Origin of the sequence: Vreelandella neptunia, assembly GCF_022489065.1 — a bacterium.
GTDB lineage: Bacteria > Pseudomonadota > Gammaproteobacteria > Pseudomonadales > Halomonadaceae > Vreelandella > Vreelandella neptunia_A.
Window position 1 is genome coordinate 36743 of the sequence record NZ_JAKVTW010000014.1, and the last position, 17879, is coordinate 54621.

Below are 17879 nucleotides of genomic sequence, written 5' to 3' on the forward strand. Positions count from 1 at the left end.
TAGTTAGCCAATGAAGTGTTTGCTGGTAGAGGATGACCAAGCGCTAGCGCGTGAGTTGAGCCAAGCGTTACGTGACGGTGAATGGCTGGTAGAGCATGCGGCAACCGGTCAGGACGCAGATTTTTTAGTGCGTACGGAAGCTTACGACACACTGATTTTAGATGTAGGGCTACCCGACGGTGACGGCACACGCTGGTTAGCGGCGTGGCGGGAAGATGGCATTGATCTGCCTGTGCTGATCCTGACGGCCCGTGAGCGCTGGGCCGATAAAGCCGCTGGTTTTACCGCTGGCGCAGATGATTACGTCACTAAGCCATTTGAGCCTGCTGAAGTGCTGTTTCGTTTGCGCGCGCTTGTGCGCCGCAGCCACGGTCACGCTCACCCAGTATTGAAAGTGGGCGAACTCAGTTTAGATACCCACACCCAGCACGTGACGTTGGCAGGACGACCGGTAGGATTGACCGCGCAGGAAACGCGCTTGCTGGGGTATCTCATGCATGCTGCGCCGCGGGTAGTGAGTCGTACCGAGCTCTCAGAGCATGTTTACGACCGCGACCATGAACCGGACTCCAATGTGATTGATGTTCAGGTCAGCCGCCTGCGTCGTAAGTTGGGCAGTTGGCGCATTGCCACTCAGCGGGGCCAGGGCTACCGGCTATTAGAAGAAGAGCCCGCGACCGAATGAGTTGCTATACAGCATGGCGTGATCGGTGGGCAAAGCGCTGGGTAGGGCGCTCCATCAGTACACGGCTGTTGCTGGCAGTACTGCTGATGGTGGGACTAGCTCTGCCTATCGCAGGCGTGCTGCTTTCCCAGCATTACCATATCGCGGCAACGCGCGCTTTTGATGAGCGCCTTACCGCCACGCTTAACGTCATTATGGCGGGCGTTACCTATGATCGTTTAGAGCAGCAACTGGTCCATGATCGGGCGCTGGGCGACCCACGTTTTGAGAATGTCTACTCCGGCTGGTACTGGCAAATTACGGATGGTGAGCAACATACGTTGGTTTCCCGTTCACTGTGGGACCAACGCCTGCCGGTGGTCGACAATGAGAGTCTCAGTGCGCGTTCGTTAACAGGGCCACGTGGGCAATCGCTGCGCGTAGTTGAACGCGATATATACCTGGCGCCGCTGGAAGCCCCGTTACACATCAGCGTGGCCGCTCGGGACGATGTACTGTTCAGCGACATTCGCGAATTCCAACACCTTTTGTGGGGCGGGTTGATCGGCTTGGGCGTGCTGCTACTCAGCGTATTAGCGCTGCAAGTACGCTGGGGGTTGGCGCCGCTTAGGCGGATGCACGCCAATCTTCATGACGTAGAACAGGGCCGCAGCGAACAGTTAGATACCCGCTTACCGGACGAGTTGGCGACGCTAGCCGCCTCAATGAACGCGGTGTTAGCCCGCGATCAGCGCTTAATTGAGCGCGGCCGCCATACGGCGGGGAACCTCGCCCATGCGCTGAAAACACCGCTAAGCGTTATGCGCATACAGCTGCGTCAGTTACCCGAAGCCAGCCGTAGCGTTTGGGAGGTAGAGCTGGCGCGGGTTGATAGCGCGGTACGCCACCACTTAGCGCGGGCTTCGGCGGCGGGTGAAGGCGTCCGCTTTGCGCCCATTGATCTGCAAACGACCTTGGCACCGCTGCTTAATGGGCTAGCTAAGCTAGCCCAGCGGCGTGGTATTGTGCTGCGCCAACGTTGGGATCAGGCAGTCAGAGCGCACATGGATGACCAGGATATCCAGGAACTGGTGGGTAATTTAATGGATAATGCGTTGCGCTGGTCGCATAGCGAGGTGCAGCTACAGGTGCAGGTTGACGGGCAGCAGTTGATCTTAACCGTTAGCGATAATGGTCCTGGCATGTCTGAAGCGGAGTGCCAGCAGGCGGTTCAACGGGGTAAACGGTTGGATGAACAACGCTCCGGCAGCGGCCTTGGGCTAGCCATTGTGACCGATCTTGTCGCCCTGTATAACGGCCATATGCATCTTGATCGCGCCAAGGCAGGCGGATTGCAGGTGGTGGTGAAATTGCCCGTTGTGGCCCATGGATAACGGATAAGTGATTGGATGAATGATACGCAGACGCTGCCTGATATTTTAGTTGGCCCCTTATTAAGACGCATCAGCACCACCCGACTGGTGCTCTGGGTAGTGGCTTCCCGGGCGTTGAATATGACGCTAATCCTAAGACCTGGGCAGAGTGACGCCGAGTCGATTGGCTTGGCGCACCATCACCAGTGCATTCCCATCGGCCAACGCGCCTTTATCTATCTAATTGATATTGAGCTTGATTCACCGCTGCCCTGCGATGAGCGTATCGAATACGACCTGCAGGTGGAGAGCCAGCAGGGAGAGTGGCGCTCCTTGCCCGAATGGGCGCCGTGGCTCTGTTATGACGGCGCTGCCTACCCCGCCTTTGTGATTGCATCCCGGCATCACCGCCTGATGCACGGCTCCTGCCGTAAACCCCATCACGACAGCGCCGATGGCTTGGTGCGGGCTGATAGCTGGCTTGCTGAGCACCAGGCAGCGCCCACCGAGTGGCCCGCGTGGCTGCTGATGACCGGCGACCAAATTTACGCTGACGATGTTGCTGGCCCTATGCTGCGCGCGGTGCATGCGCTAATTGAACAGCTAGGGTTGGTGGATGAGTGGCTGGAAGGTGCTACGGTCGACGATAGCCAAGCCCTCTATGACTCGCCTGATAGCTACTATCAACGCGCGGAGTTGCTGCCGGATGTGACCAGCAACGTGGCGCTTCGCCAGCGCTTTTTTAGCGGTGTTAAAAAGCCGGTCTTTACTTCCGCAAATGCGCAAAACCATTTAATGACCCTGGCTGAAATGCTCGCCATGTACTGCCTGGTATGGTCCCCCGTACCCTGGCAAGTGATTAGGTTCGAGGCACCGGCTTTAGATAAAAAAAATGCCGAGCTCTATCGCCAGGAGCAGGCGGTAATGGATGGCTTCGTTGCCGGACTACCGCAGTGTGCGCGGCTGATGGCGCACTTGCCCAGCCTGATGATCTTCGATGACCATGACGTGACCGACGACTGGAATCTTTCCGCTGATTGGGAGCTGGCCGCCTATGGCCATCCATTTTCGAAACGCATAATCGGTAACGCCCTGGTGGCCTATTTGCTCTGCCAAGCGTGGGGAAACGATCCGGATAAACTAAGTCCGTTGATCCATCACGCTTCAACACTGCTGCGTGATGGCAGTCAGCCGCTGGTATGTGCTGAGCAAGATGGGTTTATTGAACGGCTGCTGCGTTTTCAAGGCTGGGAGTTTCAGGTGCCTGGCACGCCTGCCTTAATTGTGCTGGATACGCGCACCCGCCGTTGGCGAAGCGAGCGCAAACTAAACCACCCTTCTGGATTGATGGATTGGGAAGCGCTCATGGAGATGCAGCAGGCGCTGATGGGCGCGAAAAGCGCCGTGATTATTTCTCCCGCACCCATGTTCGGCGTCAAATTGATTGAGAGTATACAAAAGCTCTTCACCGTCATGGGTAAACCCCTGGTGGTCGATGCTGAAAACTGGATGGCCCACCGTGGCGCGGCGAATACGCTGCTACAGATTTGGCAGCACTCCAAAACGCCCGGCAACTATGTGATTTTATCGGGGGATGTCCACTACTCGTTTGTCTACGACATTGTGGTACGCCGTCAAAAGAGAGCGCCTAACCTATGGCAGATAACCTCTAGTGGCATCAAGAACACCTTTCCCAAAAATCTGCTTAATACCTTTGACCGGCTAAATCGCTGGCTTTACGCACCTTGGTCGCCACTCAACTGGTTTACCAAACGCCGCAAGCTGAGCGTTCACCCGCGGGATCCTGATCGCGCCAGTGCCGGAGAACGGCTCTGGAATGCCAGCGGTATTGGCCTGGTCACCCTGGATGAGAAAGGCCACCCTATCGATATTCGCCAGCTAGACGTCGACGGTAGTGACGTGGTGTTTCCGCCGCCTGAAAAAACGCTTCCCTGAACAGCGCTGCTTTCGAAACGTCAGGGCGCTAACTGCCTGACTCATCAGCTGATTGTCATGATAACGTCACGAAAATGACGCACGCTTGCCCCCTAGCAACAACCTCCATGGATGGTGCATTCCATAGGTACCACCGCTATTGATCGGGGTGGCAGAACAGGGCCGCAGGCAAATGACCGCACAAGAAGCGCAGTGGCTGAAAAAGATCATTGCAAATGAAGAATTGCATGTTCTTTTTCAGCCCATTGTGGATGCCAGTGAACAGGCAGTTTATGGCTACGAAGCACTGATTCGAGGGCCTAAAACGTCGCCGCTGCACTCTCCGTTACGACTATTTGAGGTAGCCACCCAGGCAGGAAAATTGGTGGAGTTAGATATCCTCTGCCGACGGTTAGCGATTCACCGTTTTGCAGAGCTTAAGCTGCCCGGCCTGCTGTTTCTTAACGTAATGCCGTTAACCATCGTCGAGCGTGATTTTCGCGAAGGCTTAACCCTTGGCTTTATCCGGGACAGTGGCCTGCCCCCTGAACGGGTGGTGATTGAACTCACTGAACACGTACCCATTCATGATTACGAGTTAATGCGCCAAGCGGTGGATCACTACCGCACGATGGGCTTTCAGGTGGCGCTGGATGATCTTGGTGCCGGGCACTCAAGCCTGCGCCACTGGTCAGAACTGCGCCCCGATTTCGTTAAGCTTGACCGGCACTTTATCTCCGGTATCGACCAGGATCCGGCAAAACGAGAATTTCTCCGCTCGATTCTCGATGTGGCCCGTAGCCTGGATTGCCAAGTCATCGCCGAAGGGGTGGAAACCGCCGCTGAGCATCTCTGCCTCTGGGAGCTGGACCGTGGGCTCGCGCTACTGCAGGGCTTCTACTTCGCTCGGCCCAGCCAGCAGCCGCCTTTAGAGCTTAATATGGTGCTACCGGCGACCACCCAATTAAAAAGCCCGGCTGGGCGTACCGCGCGCTCTATCTTTCGTACCATTGAGGCCGTGACGCCTGATTGCGCTGTACCACTGCTTGCCGAGCGTTTTCGCCAACAGCCCAGCTTGCGCTGTGTCACGGTGGTGGATAACGACAAGCCCGTAGCAGTGGTGCGGCGCAACGCTTTCCTGACCCTGTTTACCAACCCTTTCAGTCACGCTCTGTACGCCAAGCGATGTGTTCTGGACGTTGCTGATACGCGCATGCTGGTAGCCGAGGCGGATACGCCGCTTGAGATTTTAAGCCAGCAGTTGACCGATAGCCACGATATAGAGCAGGAAGACTTCGTCATCGTTAATGCGAGCGGTGACTACCTGGGGATGGGCAATATCGTTGACCTTCTTCGCGAGATTACCGCCATTCAGGTGCGCCAAGCGCGCCATGCCAACCCGCTGACCGGTCTGCCGGGTAACATTTTGATTAACGAAACCCTGGCCGCTTATTTAGCCGCTGAAAAGGGCTTTGCCGCTGCTTACGTCGACTTAGATAATTTTAAAGCCTTTAACGATGCGTATGGCTACGCGCGGGGCGACCATGTGATTATTTCACTATCGCGTCTGTTGCAAGCACAAGTGGAGAGTGCAGGCGGGTTTATCGGCCATATTGGTGGTGATGATTTTATGATGCTGCTACCGCTCAGCCATTGGGAGAGCATCTGTGGGCAAATCTTACGCTCTTTCGAAGTGGTCGCGCCGGGCTTCTATGAGGAAGCGGACCGACTGCAGGGTGGGATTCATACCGAAAACCGACAAAATAAAGTGGCGTTTATTCCTTTTGTTAGCGTGTCGATTGCGGTCAAACCCATCCACGACACCTCCCTCTGCAAAGCGCTGGATATTGCCGCTGAGCTGTCTGAATTGAAGCATCAAGCCAAAAAAATTCCGGGGAATAGTCTGTTTGTGGAGCGTCGCGATAGCTGCGTTGCCCATTAGAGCGCAGTGTCATTATGCCTACTTAAAAACGTCATCAAGTGGTCATCTAAATGCCCCGCCGTTGTCATCTGAAGTGGTCAGGATTGTCGCTATCTTCTAACAACGCCTTAGGTGACCCATGCAGATTTCTTCTCTTTCCAGCGCTCTTCCACGTACCTTAATCAGCGCCGCCGTTGCCAGTGCCTTTGCTTTTGTCGCGGTGAATGCTTCAGCGGATCTCTCATCGCGTTATGTCGATAACGATGGCGATATGGTTGCCGATGCACCCAGCGATGAGTCGCAGTGGGCCGACCCCGATACGCTGGTGTTTGCCTACACGCCGGTGGAAGATCCTGCGGTTTACGCTGATGTTTGGTCTGACTTCTTAACGCACCTAAGCGAAGCTACCGGCAAAGAGGTGCAGTTCTTCCCCGTACAGTCCAACGCCGCCCAGCAAGAAGCGCTGCGGGCAGGCCGCTTGCACGTGGCTGGTTTCAATACCGGTGGCGTACCAGTGGCGGTTAACTGCGGTGGTTTCCGTCCGTTTGCCATGATGGCGGCGGAAGATGGCAGCTTTGGCTATGAAATGGAGATCATCACCTATCCAGGCAGCGGCATTGCAGCTGTTGAAGACCTGGAGGGTCGCCAGCTTGCGTTTACCTCCGAGACTTCTAATTCCGGTTTCCGCGCGCCCTCTGCGCTGCTGCGCTCCGAGTACGGCATGGAAGCGGGCGAAGATTTTGAAACCGCTTTCTCAGGCTCCCACGACAATTCCATCCTGGGTGTGGTGAACGAAGATTACGACGCGGCCGCGATCGCTAACTCCGTGGGCAAGCGAATGATTTCCCGCGGCGTCGTCAGTGAGGGTGATTACGACATTATCTATACCTCAGAAACCTTCCCGACAACGGCTTATGGTTTGGCCAATAATCTGAATCCTGAGCTTGCCGAGAAAATACAGGACGCCTTCTTCAGCTACGACTGGGAAGGCTCCGCACTGGAAGCAGAATTTGCCAACTCCGGTGAAGCGCAGTTTATCCCGATTACCTACCAGGAAAACTGGTCAGTTATTCGCACCATTGCCGATGCCAACGGTGTGACTTACGACTGCGACTGATCGTTTAGGTAGACGGTACTGCTCGGCCAGGAGGGCTAACCTTTCTGGCCGTTTCGCTATACATACGAGGTGGGAAAAATGTTAACACTTAGCGGCGTAGGCAAGCGCTACCCCACCGGGGATCGGGCGCTAACGGATATTGAACTCACGCTGCCCAAAGGCCAGGTGATGGCGCTGATTGGGCCGTCCGGTGCGGGTAAAAGTACTCTTATCCGCTGTGTAAACCGGTTAGTTGAACCCACCCAGGGCAGCATTCGGCTGGAAGAGACCGAGCTGACCAAGCTCTCAGGTCATAAGCTGCGCCATGCACGGCGCTCAATGGGCATGATTTTCCAGGAGTATGCCCTGGTAGACCGTCTCACCGTAATGGAGAACGTGCTATCAGGTCAGCTCGGCTATGTCGGTTTTTGGCGTAGTTTTTTGCGTCGTTACCCCCAAGAGGCGGTGGTCGAAGCCTTTCGGCTACTCGAGCGAGTTGGGCTTCCCCACGCTATCGATAAGCGCGCCGATGCGCTTTCCGGTGGTCAGCGCCAGCGTGTCGGTATCGCCCGAGCGCTGCTGCAGAGCCCCAAACTACTATTAGTTGATGAGCCAACTGCCAGCCTTGACCCGAAAACCTCGCGCCAAATTATGCGCTTGATTCGCGAACTGTGCGCTGAGCGCAATTTGGCGGCGATCATCAATATTCATGATGTGGCGCTGGCTCAGCAGTTTGCAGACCGCATTGTCGGTTTGCGGGCGGGTAAAATTGTCTTTGACGGTCTGCCTAGCGAACTCACCAGCGAAATGCTCACGACCATTTATGGTGAAGAGGATTGGGATACCACCCCGGAGCCGATGGACGATGACGCCACCAACGACGCGTCCGTTAACTCCCCTTACCAGCACACCATGAAATCAGTGGCGGCGGGGGGCGCACAATGAGCGAGCAGCTTGAAGCGCCGCTTACGCAAATGAAAGCACAAGCTCGACAGCAGGCAGCGCAGCGCGGTGAGTGGCGGCGACTCCCGCTGATTGAAAGTGCACGCTTGCGCTGGGGGCTTGCCATTGGTGCAGTGATATACCTCTTTTTGGCGCTTGCCTCAGTAGAAGTTAACTGGGCGCGAGTGTCCGAAGGGGCAGGCCGCGCGGTTAATTTTCTGGGCGCCTTTATGCAGCCCGATTTTATCAGTCGCTACGACGATATCGTCGCGGGTTTGCTGGAAAGTTTGACCATGACACTCACCTCTACGGTATTGGGTGTGCTGCTGGCGATACCCGTGGGCTTAGGCGCGGCGCGTAATATTTCCCCTCTGCCAATCTACTTTGTGTGCCGAGCGATTATTGCCGTCTCGCGTACGTTCCAGGAAATCATCATCGCGATTCTGTTTGTGGTCATGTTCGGCTTTGGCCCGTTCGCGGGCATGATTACCCTGGCATTTGCGACGATTGGCTTTATGGCCAAACTGCTGGCGGAAGATATTGAAGATTTGGATTGGCGTCAGGTAGAGGCAGTGCGCGCCACGGGCGCGAGCTGGTGGCAGACCATGAACCACGCCGTTCAGCCCCAGGTGATGCCTCGTTTAATCGGGCTCTCCATGTACCGGTTGGATATCAACTTTCGTGAGTCCTCGGTGATTGGCATTGTCGGTGCCGGTGGTATTGGCGCCACGCTGAACACCTCGTTAAGCCGCTATGAGTACGACACCTCCGCGGCGATTCTGTTGATCATCATCGCCATCGTGCTGCTGTGCGAGTACAGCTCGAGCCATGTCCGCCGCTGGACTCAGTAATTTGTGGAGACGTTAAATGCCTGTTTCATTTACATCGCAGGGGCTGCCGGTATGGCGACGGCGCACTACCCGCGCTCAGTGGTTGCAGTACATCGCTTGGCTGGCGGGTGTCAGTCTGTTTCTACTCTGCTGGAAGATGATTTCCGATAACACCATGTGGGTGTTTGTCGAAGACGCTGGCCGTCAGGGGGCGGATCTGATTAGCCGCATGACCCCACCTGAGTGGGGTTATGCCAATGTGCTCTGGAAGCCCATGTGGGACACGTTGAATATTGCCACGCTAGGCACAGCGCTAGGTATTGTGATGGCGTTTCCGGTAGCATTTTTAGCCGCCCGCAACACCACACCACACCCACTGATCCGCAGTGCGGCGCTGATGGTGATTGTGTCATCCCGCTCCATCAACTCACTGATTTGGGCGATGCTGCTGGTGACGATTCTTGGCCCTGGCGTGCTGGCGGGCATTATTGCCATTGCCCTACGCTCGATCGGCTTTGTAGGCAAGCTGCTTTATGAGGCGATTGAGGAGATTCACCCCACGCCGGTAGAGGCGATTAGCGCTACCGGCGCGAGTCGCATGCAGGTAATGAATTACGGTGTGCTGCCGCAAATCATGCCCGCCTTCGCTGGTATTAGCGTTTACCGCTGGGATATTAATATCCGCGAATCGACGGTCTTGGGTTTGGTTGGGGCGGGCGGCATTGGTTTGCAGTTAAACGCTTCGATCAATAGCCTTGCCTGGGATCAGGTTAGCGTTATTTTCATTATGATTTTCGCTACCGTGCTGGTGTCGGAGTGGATCTCCGCGCGGGTACGCCATGCGATTATCTAACGCCGAAAGTGGCGCCCGTAGGTGAGGAGTCGAGTATGCGTTTTCCTGATGCAGAGAGCACCACCATTGATTTGCTACGCCACGGTGAGCCGGTAGGCGGGCGAATGCTGCGCGGCTCTACCGACCACCCGCTGAGTGAGACGGGTTGGCAGCAGGTGACCGATGCCGTCATGCGGCATACGGTTGAAGGTCATCTGCCTTATGATGCGATTGTTACCTCACCATTAACGCGCTGCCGTGAGTTTGCGCTGTGGTTAGGCGAAGAGTTTGATCTGCCTGTACAGGTGGAGGATGACCTTGCTGAGCTGCATTTGGGGCAGTGGGAGGGTAAAACCCACGCCCAGGTGTTTGCGGAAGAGGGCACCGAAAGGATGAGTGCGTTTTGGTACGACCCCGCAGCGGTGTCGCCGCCGGGCGGTGAAACAATACAGGCTTTCGATGCACGTCTTGCTGAGGTGTGGCGACAGCTGTTAATCAATCCGCCCGGTCAGCATGTTCTGGTGGTGGCGCATCTGTTTGTTTGCAATGGGCTACTGCGCCAAGTGATTGGGCAGCCGCTTTCACGGATACTGGCGATGGATTTACCCTATGCAGCACTGAGCCGAGTGCGTCATGAACGCCACTTGCTTGGTGAAACGACGTTTGTTGAGTGGATTGGCCGTTAACCATTGGCGGCTAGGCAGCTTTGCGCCATCATGAAGGTACGTTAGCTTATCGGAGCAGCTGCCCATGTGTTTGGCTCGTCTGTTGTTTTTACCTTGCGGGTTCACCTTAACCAGTAGCAGTAGGCGGCTGTTTCCCTTCCTATTAATGCTGGTGCTGGCAGGCTGTGCGAGCCGCGACCTTACCTCTATCGAGGCACCACCCAATCGCGCGGGCATCTCTATGGAGCGCGCGTTGATTCTTTCCCATGCCCAGCAGGCGATAGGCACCCCTTATCGCTTCGGCGGTAACACGCCAGAAGGGTTGGACTGCTCTGGTCTGGTGGAAATGACGTATCGGGCGGCGGGTATTCCCGTGCCGCGCACCGCCGATGAGCAGTTTCGCGCGTTGCCACAAGTGGACGCGCCACGCCCAGGCGATTTACTGTTCTTTGGTGACCGCCGCAAAGCCACCCATGTCGGCATTTACCGGGGCGATGGCCAGATGATCCATGCGCCGGGTAATGGTCGTGCCGTGGTCAGCGTGCCGTTAGAAATCGACTACTGGCAGGCGCGCTTTTTGGGTGCAGCCAGCCCCGCCCCTTAACTTATTCCGTTTGCAGCCGATAATGTACTGTGACCTTATAAAGTACTATGTCCGAATAAAGTACTATGTCCGAATAAAGTAGTGTGCACGATAGCGACGGATCGATAACAACGACGAGGAGAGCAAAGACGTATGTATGAATCCTTGAATTTATCGAAGGAACAGTCTTTGTCTCAACACCCCTCCCAGCCAACACCCCTACTACCCCGCTCAAAAGCGATGCCGACTGTGTTTGTTAGTAATACAGCGTCTCCCGCTGAGTCTGTATTTTGCTACGCCAACGAGGCGATCATTATTACAGATGCGGAAAATCGGGTGGTGGACGTGAACCCTGCCTTTTGTGAGTTAACGGGGATTACGCTGGGCGATGTGCAAGGCAAAACGCCTGAAGCGTTTAGTATTTTACCGCTGGATGATAGCCGTACGACGCGACTGATGCGCGAAGAGCTACAGCTGCGGGATCGCAGCAAAAGCCAGGTGAGTTATCGCAGCCACGACGGCCAGTTTTATCCTGGCATGATGTCGATTAATCGCGTGCGCGATGAGCACGGGGCGGTCGATCACCATGTAATTGTGCTCGCCGACCTTTCGGCTATTCCCGCGCATGCCCGTCACCTGAACCGGGAAGTCTATTTTGATGCATTGACCGGGCTGCCTAACCTGCAATTGCTGACGCAATTGATTCAGGAGTCAATGCAGCACGCAGAAGCAAAGCAACTGCCATTGGCAGTGTGCTCGCTGGATATCGATTTCTTCAAAAATATTAATGATCGACTGGGTTCGCCGGTGGGCGATGCGCTGCTTTCTGCGTTTTCTCAGCGAATAAGCCATCTGCTCTTTGGTGATGATGTACTGGCGCGGGTGGGGGGCGACGAGTTCGTGCTGTTACTCCACCATGGCGTAGATGATGATTTTTTTGAGAAGTTGTTAGCCTCCATTCGCCAGCCGCTGATGGTGGATGGGCAGAGCATTTACCTAACGGCAAGCTTAGGGGTAACGCTCTACCCCAATGATCACGTGCAAGGCGATGTATTGCTGCGGCACGCCAACCAGGCGATGTATCGCGCCAAGCAGCGAGGACGCGATACGTTTCACCTGTTCGATCCTACTCATGATCGATTGCTGCAGGTGCGCCATGAGCAGCGTCAGCGTTTTATCGATGCGCTCAATCACAATGAGCTGTGTCTTTACTATCAGCCGCAGGTCGATATGCGCAGCGGCAAAGTGGTCGGCGTTGAGGCATTGATTCGTTGGCAGCACCCTGATGAGGGATTGCTCGCCCCTGGCCAGTTTTTGCCCATCATCGATACCACGCCCTTAGAAGTGGATTTAGGCGAGTGGGTCATTGAACGTGCGCTGTGTCAGTTGGCTGAGTGGCAGGTCAAAGGCATCGCGCTGCCCATCAATGTAAATATAAGCCCTACGCACTTATTAGTGAGTAATTTCAGCCAGCGATTAGCAGAATTATTGGCCGCTCATCCTGATGTATCACCATCAATGCTGAAGCTTGAAGTGCTGGAGAGTGCCGCGATGCATGACGTTCAGGCCGCGCTTCTGAATATGTCGCGCTGTCAGGCGCTGGGTGTAAGCTTTGCTATCGATGACTTTGGTACCGGGTTTTCGTCGTTAACCCATCTGCGCCAGCTACCGGTCAACTTGATTAAAATTGATCAGAGTTTCGTGCGCGATATGCTCAGCGATCAAAATGATATGGCGATTGTGGAAAGCGTCATTTATATGGCTAATCGCTTTAAGCGGCCCATGCTGGCGGAAGGCGTGGAAACCCTTGAGCATGCGAAAGCGCTAATGGCGTTGGGGTGCGAGCTAGCGCAGGGCTATGGCATTGCCCGGCCAATGCCTGCTGTTGCCCTACCTGCTTGGTTGGCAAATTGGCCCGCGCGTGAAGAGTGGCGCTCACTCGGGCTGATTAGATAGCTAGTCAGATAGCTAGGCAGCCTGCTCTTCAGCGCCAGATTCATCGGAGGAGGGCGTTTCCGTCGTTACTGATGAGCCCGCGCCACGGGCTTGCTCCATTTCACTGCGCAGCATGGCTGCTTCTAGCTTGGCTTCGAGTAAATATTGGCGAGCCTGGGCGGCCACCTGATAATCCTTGGGAGACGGGTCGGCAGGCGCCATCGCCGCGGCGATAACGGTCTGCATCTTTTCAATAGTGGCTTGGGGGTCATTGGGCACCGGGCCATAATCGATGGGTACCTCACCAGCTACGGCGTAGCGCTTCCCATCGGGGCCAGTCTCGTACTCGTAGCTGGCGCCACCTGTGTAAGCGCCTCCGGCGACCTGGTGGGCCATCTCGTGCTGACGGACCTCACGGTCGGTCTGCTTTAGCTGATCTAACTGCTGAATTTCTTCCGGGGCCATGGGCGTACCGTCGGCACGCTTGGGGCCAGCTGTTTCGCTGCTGCTTTCTTCTTGTTCGTTGGCGTTGCGGGTGTCGCTGGAAGCCGTTGTGTCTTCTTCAAGAACACGGCTTTTTGCAACTGGCTCAACACGTGGTGACGAAGCGTTCACCACGGGATTTGCCCATGCAGTGAGAGAAATGGAGCTGAGGGAAGAAATGGCCATAGGTCATTACCGACGAAGCGCGAGTTGGGATACCATGAAGTATTAGCGAGCGGTGCCGACAGTGCAAGTTAGTGCTTTGCGTTTCGTCGTAAAATCGACTCATCCCGAATCTAATTATCACAGCGCTTCGCTATCTTAACCTTATGCCAACCATTGATGTGGTCATCAATCTTACCTATGACGAGTGTCTAGCCCATTATGAGGGACGCATTGCCAATGTGCGCACCCGCAGTGTGGATGGTCGCTGGGTCATCTTTCCTGCCGAGGCGATTCGCCGCGTGGTAAGCCGTGACGGCGTGCGCGGTACCTATCGGTTAAGTTTTTCTGATGGGGGTCGATTTATCAGTATTGTCGCTTTAACCAGACGTTGAGCCCCCTATGCACCGATATGAAACATTGATCACGTTACATGAACTCATTTACGCCGTTATTCCCAATTTAAACAGTGCAGAAAAATTAGTCTTTGCTACGTTAGAAAGCTTAATTGATGCGGCTACAAACCCTTTGGACATTATGAAACGCACCGATCAACGGCAGGCGTTTGGGTTGGAAGTACACCGTATCAGAATCAATTTGGAGCACCTGCTTAGCCGCTACCGGACTGAGGTGGAAGACGTTTTGCGCACGGAAGGTGAGTATAAAGGGCCGGTAGTGAAGCCTGATCACCAAGAGGCCGATGCAATACACAGCGCTGTGGAGATCTACCGACACGTCTGTGCTTTTCAGCGCGGTGAACGCCCCCATCCTGTTCCTGGGCGTGATACTTCGCTACGCAAACTGATATAACGCAAACTGTCACAGCATGGCATCAACATTGCTTGTATAATGTGCCCATTGAACTTTCAGGCTTACCCGCTTGAAAGCAAACAGCCCGCTTACCCGGCATTGGCTGTGGACACTTTAGGAGATATACCATGTCTGCCTCACCTGTCACATTGATGGTGGCTCGTCGCGTTGAGCACGGTCGCTACTTCGATTTTAATCGTTGGCTAAATGAAGGTCGCGAACTGGCGGCTGATTTTGCTGGTTACCTTGGTTCTGGCGTTCTGGCGCCGCCTGAGGATGACGATGAATATCAGATTATATTCCGCTTTAGCAGCAGCGAAACCTTAGCCGCCTGGGAACACTCCGCCTCACGCCATGCGTGGTTGGCGCGCGGTAAGGGCTTGTATGAAGCGCCCCATGAGCACCGCGCCACCGGGCTGGATGCGTGGTTTCAAACCGGCAGCAGCGCCCCGCCGCGCTGGAAGCAAGCCGTGGCCGTGTGGCTGGCTTTCTTTCCTATCTCGCTGCTTTTTCAATTTGTATTTGGCGGCGTACTGGCCGATTGGGCGTTGGTCCCACGGGTGGTCGTGAGCACTTTAATGTTGACGCCAGTGATGGTGTTTGTGTTTATCCCCCTCTCTATGCGCTTATTAGCGCCTTGGCTACAAGGTAAATGGTCGCCGCTTGATCTACTGTCACGCTGGCGTCACGCCCACCGCTAACCATTTGTCTAGCTCTAGTTCGATACTTCCCTGGGGTTCAACGCTGCGTTGGTACTACTCTTAGTCTAATGATCCTATGATGATGGTCTTTATGATACTAAGCTGAATGTACCAGCAGAAAATGATAACTGTCGCCAGTGCAACGCTGGCGAAAAATTCAGCCCCCCGGAGTGTTTATGATCCACGTTCACCATCTTGAAAAGTCTCGTTCGCATCGTATTCTATGGCTACTTGAAGCCCTTGAACTGGACTATGAGCTGGTGGTCTATCAGCGTGATGGCAAAACGCAGCAAGCGCCTGCTGCGTTGAAGAAGATCCACCCGCTGGGTAAGTCACCGGTGATTACCGATGGTGATTTTACCGTTGCCGAGTCGGGGGCGATCATTGACTACCTTCTGCAGCGTTATGGCCAGGGTCGTTGCCAGCCTTCCCCTGATGAGATGCATGACTGGGTCGATTACCGCTATTGGCTTCATTATGCCGAAGGCTCGTTAATGCCGCTGCTGGTGATGCAGCTTGTGTTTGGACAACTTCCCAAGCAGTCGCCCTGGTTTATCAAACCACTGGCAAAGGGTATTAGCGATACGGTGAGTAAGCGTTTTCTAGCGCCACAGCTGAAACAACACCTCACTTTCATTAACCAGCACTTATCAGAAAACGGTAATTTTGCCGGGCCATGGCCTAGTGGTGCGGATATTCAGATGAGCTTTCCGCTCCAAGCTGTGGCTGCCGTTCAGTCGTTGGAAAAATACCCGGCTATTGCTGCTTTTGTGTCGCGTATTGAACAAGATGCAGCCTGGCAACGAGTGGTAGAGCGGGCAGGTCCGCTTACCATTCCTGGCCAGTGAACAGCCGCCATGCGTTCTTCGGGAAGCAGTGAACAGTCGCCGCCAATTGTTTAACAAAGCCGTTTCTCAACGGCTCATTGGTCGATTAAAAGCGAGTATGGGGCTGCTTTTATGTACGTGTTTACACGCACCGTATAGCTTCGCGAATGTCGCCCAGCTAACAGCCACTACTTACCTCACTGAGCGAGCAGCGCTCAGTGAGGAGCGGCAATACCCGAGTGTTTTCGGCACTACAGACACTATTTCCAATGCCGCCCTAATAGCCTCTTCGGCAACGCTACCCATTGATGTTCTGCGTCGCGTTGATGACTACGTGGGGCGTTGGGGCATTATCTTATTAGCCATTTTTCTGTTTTTGGCGCTGGCGGGGAATGTCTTACTGAAGCGCCGCATGAAGCACAACCGTGCCTTGCTGCAAACCAATAAAGAGATGCTGGCAACGATATTGGATAGCGTCGATGCCTTTATTTATATTAAGTCGCCTACCTTAGAGTACCAGTACGTTAACCGCCGTATTAGCGATCTATTTGGCTTGCCTGCCGAAAAAATTATCGGCAAACGCGATGCTGATTTTTTTGACGCAGGTAGCGCTGCTGAGCTCGATCAAATTGACCGTAATGTATTAGCATCGGGCAAAAAAGTGACTGTCGAAGAGAGCAATGTCTTGCAAGGTGAAAGCCGGGTAAGAACGTTCTTATCGATTAAAATGCCGCTTTCGATGTCACCGGGTGCGACGCCTTCACTGTGCGGTATCTCGACAGAGCTCACTGATTATCTCGAAATGCAGTCGCGCACTCACTATTTAGCCTTCTATGACTCGCTGACAGGACTGCCTAACCGTCGTTTACTGATGGACTCTTTAACGGCCGCGATCAATCATGATGAGTGGGCCGCCTCCTATAGCGCCTTGCTGGTGATCGACCTGGATAACTTTCGCCTGGTGAATGACATTCAGGGTCATGAGAGTGGCGATCAGCTGTTGATTAATGTCGCTGAACAGTTACGCCAACGGCTAGAGTCAGAGGCCACGTTGGCGCGCTTTAGCAGCGATGAGTTTGTGGTGCTGATCAATAATTTAGGTGAACAGCAGACAGACGCCGCATCGAAAGCTGAGCGTGTCGCGCGCCAATTGCTGGAAACGATCGCTCAATTACGCAACAGTCACTCGTTACCCATCAGCGCCAGTATTGGCATTTCACTGTTTACCGGGTGCGAGCAGAGTATGGATAGCGTGCTGCAACAGGCAGACATGGCCTTGCAGCAAGCCAAAAGTGCAGGCGGCAATACGCTGTGCTTTTTTAATGCTGATATGCAGACCAGCGTGCTGGAAAGGGCTAGCTTGGAAGCTGATCTCCATCAAGCGCTAGAGCGTAATGAGTTGGCGCTGCACTACCAAGTGCAGGTTGACCACCAGGGGGTGACCATTGGGGTTGAAGCACTGTTGCGTTGGTATCATCCCCAGCGTGGCTGGGTCTCCCCCGCGACATTTATTCCCCTGGCGGAGGAGAATCGCTTAATCGTCCCTATCGGTTATTGGGTGCTTCGATCCGCCTGTGAGCAGTTGGAAAAGTGGTCGCATCAAACCGCATATGCCCCTTTGAGTATTTCCGTTAACGTGAGCTCAGTTCAGTTTCAACAGCCTGACTTCGTGCGTGATGTAGAGGCGCTGTTAGCAGAAACCCAGGCACCACCGGGCCGCCTGGTACTGGAAGTGACTGAGAGCCTATTGATGCACGAGCCGATTCGCGTACGTAACACGATGCTCAAACTTCGCGCCAAGGGGATTCGCTTTGCACTTGATGACTTTGGTACCGGCTACTCATCGTTGAGTTATTTGAAACGCTTACCGCTAGATGAGTTAAAAATAGATCAGTCGTTTATTCACGAACTGCTCACTGACAAGACAGACGCAGCGATCGTGGATACCACGATTCTGTTAGCGGTAAGCCTGGGCTTAACCGTGGTGGCGGAAGGCGTGGAGAAAAAAGAGCAGCTCGACTGGCTAAGAGGGCACGGTTGTTATCGCTATCAAGGTTACTTGTTTGGCCGCCCCACGCCGATTGAGTATCTTTTCGAGAGTTATTAAGCGGCCATATAAA

General features: G+C 54.6%; 17 protein-coding genes. 16 read left to right on the plus strand and 1 reads right to left on the minus strand.

Translation table 11 applies throughout. The features are described from left to right. The first annotated feature begins 10 nt into the window (after window positions 1-10). The 11 genes from MLE19_RS16390 (at window position 11) to MLE19_RS16440 (ending at window position 12797) form a co-directional block, all read left to right on the plus strand. Window positions 11-685 (plus strand): response regulator transcription factor, encoded by a 675-nt coding sequence (locus tag MLE19_RS16390; RefSeq protein WP_240719208.1) that lies wholly within the window; start codon window positions 11-13, stop codon window positions 683-685. Continuing rightward, the gene (locus MLE19_RS16395; RefSeq protein ID WP_240719209.1) at window positions 682-2058 is read left to right on the plus strand and encodes a sensor histidine kinase; all 1377 of its coding nucleotides are present in this window, start codon (window positions 682-684) and stop codon (window positions 2056-2058) included. The genes MLE19_RS16390 and MLE19_RS16395 overlap by 4 nt, the downstream gene beginning before the upstream one ends. Window positions 2059-2073: 15 nt before the next feature. After that, a complete protein-coding gene (locus MLE19_RS16400; protein ID WP_240719210.1) occupies window positions 2074-3993 on the plus strand; it encodes an alkaline phosphatase D family protein in 1920 nt (639 codons plus the stop codon). A gap of 172 nt (window positions 3994-4165) precedes the next feature. After that, entirely contained in the window at window positions 4166-5914 is a 1749-nt protein-coding gene (locus MLE19_RS16405; protein WP_240719211.1) for a bifunctional diguanylate cyclase/phosphodiesterase, read from the plus strand. Between the two features lie 118 nt (window positions 5915-6032). Then, on the plus strand, window positions 6033-7010 hold the full coding sequence (gene phnD, locus MLE19_RS16410) for a phosphate/phosphite/phosphonate ABC transporter substrate-binding protein (protein WP_240719212.1): 978 nt from the start codon (window positions 6033-6035) through the stop codon (window positions 7008-7010). A 78-nt stretch (window positions 7011-7088) separates the two neighbouring features. Then, window positions 7089-7934: a phosphonate ABC transporter ATP-binding protein gene (phnC, locus tag MLE19_RS16415; RefSeq protein WP_240719213.1), complete on the plus strand. Its 846-nt coding sequence runs from the start codon at window positions 7089-7091 to the stop codon at window positions 7932-7934. Beyond that, window positions 7931-8782 (plus strand): phosphonate ABC transporter, permease protein PhnE, encoded by an 852-nt coding sequence (gene phnE / locus MLE19_RS16420; protein WP_240719214.1) that lies wholly within the window; start codon window positions 7931-7933, stop codon window positions 8780-8782. Before phnC ends, phnE (MLE19_RS16420) begins: the two co-directional genes overlap by 4 nt. A 16-nt stretch (window positions 8783-8798) precedes the next feature. After that, a complete protein-coding gene (phnE, locus tag MLE19_RS16425) occupies window positions 8799-9614 on the plus strand; it encodes a phosphonate ABC transporter, permease protein PhnE (protein WP_240719215.1) in 816 nt (271 codons plus the stop codon). A gap of 35 nt (window positions 9615-9649) precedes the next feature. Further along, window positions 9650-10279: a histidine phosphatase family protein gene (locus MLE19_RS16430; protein ID WP_240719216.1), complete on the plus strand. Its 630-nt coding sequence runs from the start codon at window positions 9650-9652 to the stop codon at window positions 10277-10279. 64 nt (window positions 10280-10343) lie between these two features. After that, on the plus strand, window positions 10344-10862 hold the full coding sequence (locus MLE19_RS16435; RefSeq protein ID WP_240719217.1) for a C40 family peptidase: 519 nt from the start codon (window positions 10344-10346) through the stop codon (window positions 10860-10862). A gap of 132 nt (window positions 10863-10994) precedes the next feature. Continuing rightward, window positions 10995-12797: a putative bifunctional diguanylate cyclase/phosphodiesterase gene (locus tag MLE19_RS16440; protein ID WP_425356815.1), complete on the plus strand. Its 1803-nt coding sequence runs from the start codon at window positions 10995-10997 to the stop codon at window positions 12795-12797. Between the two features lie 12 nt (window positions 12798-12809). On the opposite strand, the gene MLE19_RS16445 is transcribed toward MLE19_RS16440, so the two are convergent. Then, window positions 12810-13445: a putative metalloprotease CJM1_0395 family protein gene (locus MLE19_RS16445; protein ID WP_240719218.1), complete on the minus strand. Its 636-nt coding sequence runs from the start codon at window positions 13443-13445 to the stop codon at window positions 12810-12812. 143 nt (window positions 13446-13588) lie between these two features. On the opposite strand from MLE19_RS16445, the gene MLE19_RS16450 reads away from it, so the two are divergent. The 5 genes from MLE19_RS16450 (at window position 13589) to MLE19_RS16470 (ending at window position 17866) form a co-directional block, all read left to right on the plus strand. Further along, complete coding sequence (locus MLE19_RS16450) at window positions 13589-13816, plus strand: DUF2835 family protein (RefSeq protein ID WP_240719219.1); 228 nt, start codon at window positions 13589-13591, stop codon at window positions 13814-13816. A 7-nt stretch (window positions 13817-13823) separates the two neighbouring features. Beyond that, window positions 13824-14231 carry a hypothetical protein gene (locus MLE19_RS16455; RefSeq protein ID WP_240719220.1) on the plus strand — a complete coding sequence of 136 codons (408 nt, stop codon included), beginning with the start codon at window positions 13824-13826 and terminating at the stop codon, window positions 14229-14231. 128 nt (window positions 14232-14359) lie between these two features. After that, window positions 14360-14932 carry an antibiotic biosynthesis monooxygenase gene (locus tag MLE19_RS16460; RefSeq protein ID WP_240719221.1) on the plus strand — a complete coding sequence of 191 codons (573 nt, stop codon included), beginning with the start codon at window positions 14360-14362 and terminating at the stop codon, window positions 14930-14932. Window positions 14933-15108: 176 nt separating this feature from the next. Continuing rightward, on the plus strand, window positions 15109-15780 hold the full coding sequence (locus MLE19_RS16465) for a glutathione S-transferase (RefSeq protein WP_240719222.1): 672 nt from the start codon (window positions 15109-15111) through the stop codon (window positions 15778-15780). Between the two features lie 28 nt (window positions 15781-15808). Beyond that, the gene (locus MLE19_RS16470; RefSeq protein ID WP_240719223.1) at window positions 15809-17866 is read left to right on the plus strand and encodes a putative bifunctional diguanylate cyclase/phosphodiesterase; all 2058 of its coding nucleotides are present in this window, start codon (window positions 15809-15811) and stop codon (window positions 17864-17866) included. Window positions 17867-17879 lie beyond the last annotated feature (13 nt).

Bases quoted from the DNA above. Each gene is read 5' to 3' on its own strand.
- MLE19_RS16390 (WP_240719208.1), top strand. From the start codon at position 11: ATGAAGTGTTTGCTGGTAGAGGATGACCAAGCGCTAGCGCGTGAGTTG.
- MLE19_RS16395 (WP_240719209.1), top strand. From the start codon at position 682: ATGAGTTGCTATACAGCATGGCGTGATCGGTGGGCAAAGCGCTGGGTA.
- MLE19_RS16400 (WP_240719210.1), top strand. From the start codon at position 2,074: ATGAATGATACGCAGACGCTGCCTGATATTTTAGTTGGCCCCTTATTA.
- MLE19_RS16405 (WP_240719211.1), top strand. From the start codon at position 4,166: ATGACCGCACAAGAAGCGCAGTGGCTGAAAAAGATCATTGCAAATGAA.
- phnD (WP_240719212.1), top strand. From the start codon at position 6,033: ATGCAGATTTCTTCTCTTTCCAGCGCTCTTCCACGTACCTTAATCAGC.
- phnC (WP_240719213.1), top strand. From the start codon at position 7,089: ATGTTAACACTTAGCGGCGTAGGCAAGCGCTACCCCACCGGGGATCGG.
- phnE (WP_240719214.1), top strand. From the start codon at position 7,931: ATGAGCGAGCAGCTTGAAGCGCCGCTTACGCAAATGAAAGCACAAGCT.
- phnE (WP_240719215.1), top strand. From the start codon at position 8,799: ATGCCTGTTTCATTTACATCGCAGGGGCTGCCGGTATGGCGACGGCGC.
- MLE19_RS16430 (WP_240719216.1), top strand. From the start codon at position 9,650: ATGCGTTTTCCTGATGCAGAGAGCACCACCATTGATTTGCTACGCCAC.
- MLE19_RS16435 (WP_240719217.1), top strand. From the start codon at position 10,344: ATGTGTTTGGCTCGTCTGTTGTTTTTACCTTGCGGGTTCACCTTAACC.
- MLE19_RS16440 (WP_425356815.1), top strand. From the start codon at position 10,995: ATGTATGAATCCTTGAATTTATCGAAGGAACAGTCTTTGTCTCAACAC.
- MLE19_RS16445 (WP_240719218.1), bottom strand. From the start codon at position 13,445: ATGGCCATTTCTTCCCTCAGCTCCATTTCTCTCACTGCATGGGCAAAT.
- MLE19_RS16450 (WP_240719219.1), top strand. From the start codon at position 13,589: ATGCCAACCATTGATGTGGTCATCAATCTTACCTATGACGAGTGTCTA.
- MLE19_RS16455 (WP_240719220.1), top strand. From the start codon at position 13,824: ATGCACCGATATGAAACATTGATCACGTTACATGAACTCATTTACGCC.
- MLE19_RS16460 (WP_240719221.1), top strand. From the start codon at position 14,360: ATGTCTGCCTCACCTGTCACATTGATGGTGGCTCGTCGCGTTGAGCAC.
- MLE19_RS16465 (WP_240719222.1), top strand. From the start codon at position 15,109: ATGATCCACGTTCACCATCTTGAAAAGTCTCGTTCGCATCGTATTCTA.